The sequence below is a fragment of the Cohnella suwonensis genome (assembly GCF_042655365.1).
Classification (GTDB): domain Bacteria; phylum Bacillota; class Bacilli; order Paenibacillales; family Paenibacillaceae; genus Cohnella; species Cohnella suwonensis.
On record NZ_JBHSMH010000105.1, the window covers coordinates 1 to 516 of the forward strand.

A 516-nucleotide genomic window follows, 5' to 3' on the forward strand; every position below is an offset into this window, starting at 1 on the left:
TTCGGAGGTTTTTTATGATAAATTTGAAGGGACATCATGACTTATCTGAAGTAAGTCTTTTATTGGCTGAATGTATGTGGTCTGATTCTGAAAGAATTCTTCAAGAAATAGATAAGTATAAAGCTGATGATTCCAGGGAGCTTTATGGGAAAGTCATAAATAATGAACTTGTAGGGCTTATTGGACTAATACATATTTCACTAAGGGAAGTGGAACTGAAACATATTGCAATCCGATCAGATAATAGAAGACAAGGTATAGGAAAACAGATGATTAATGAAATTATAAATAAGAATGGAATAGATAAGATAATAGCAGAAACTGATAAAGACGCAGTTAATTTTTATAGAAATATTGGATTTGAAATCATGAGTTTAGGGGAGAAGTATCCTGGCATTGAAAGATTTCAATGCATATTATTTAGAGACAATAAGATCATTTGAGAGAAGATTCAGGAAGACAGGAACTTCACATAACACCATGTTCACGCTTCGGCGGACGAGCCGCCTCGGTCCG

General features: G+C 34.5%; 1 protein-coding gene. It reads left to right on the forward strand.

Annotation, left to right across the window (positions count from 1 at the left end; all coding sequences use genetic code 11):
- Window positions 1-443, forward strand: a 443-nt coding sequence (locus ACFPPD_RS23245) for a GNAT family N-acetyltransferase (protein WP_378083543.1), incomplete at its 5' end; no start/stop codon positions are given.
- Window positions 444-516: the final 73 nt, after the last annotated feature.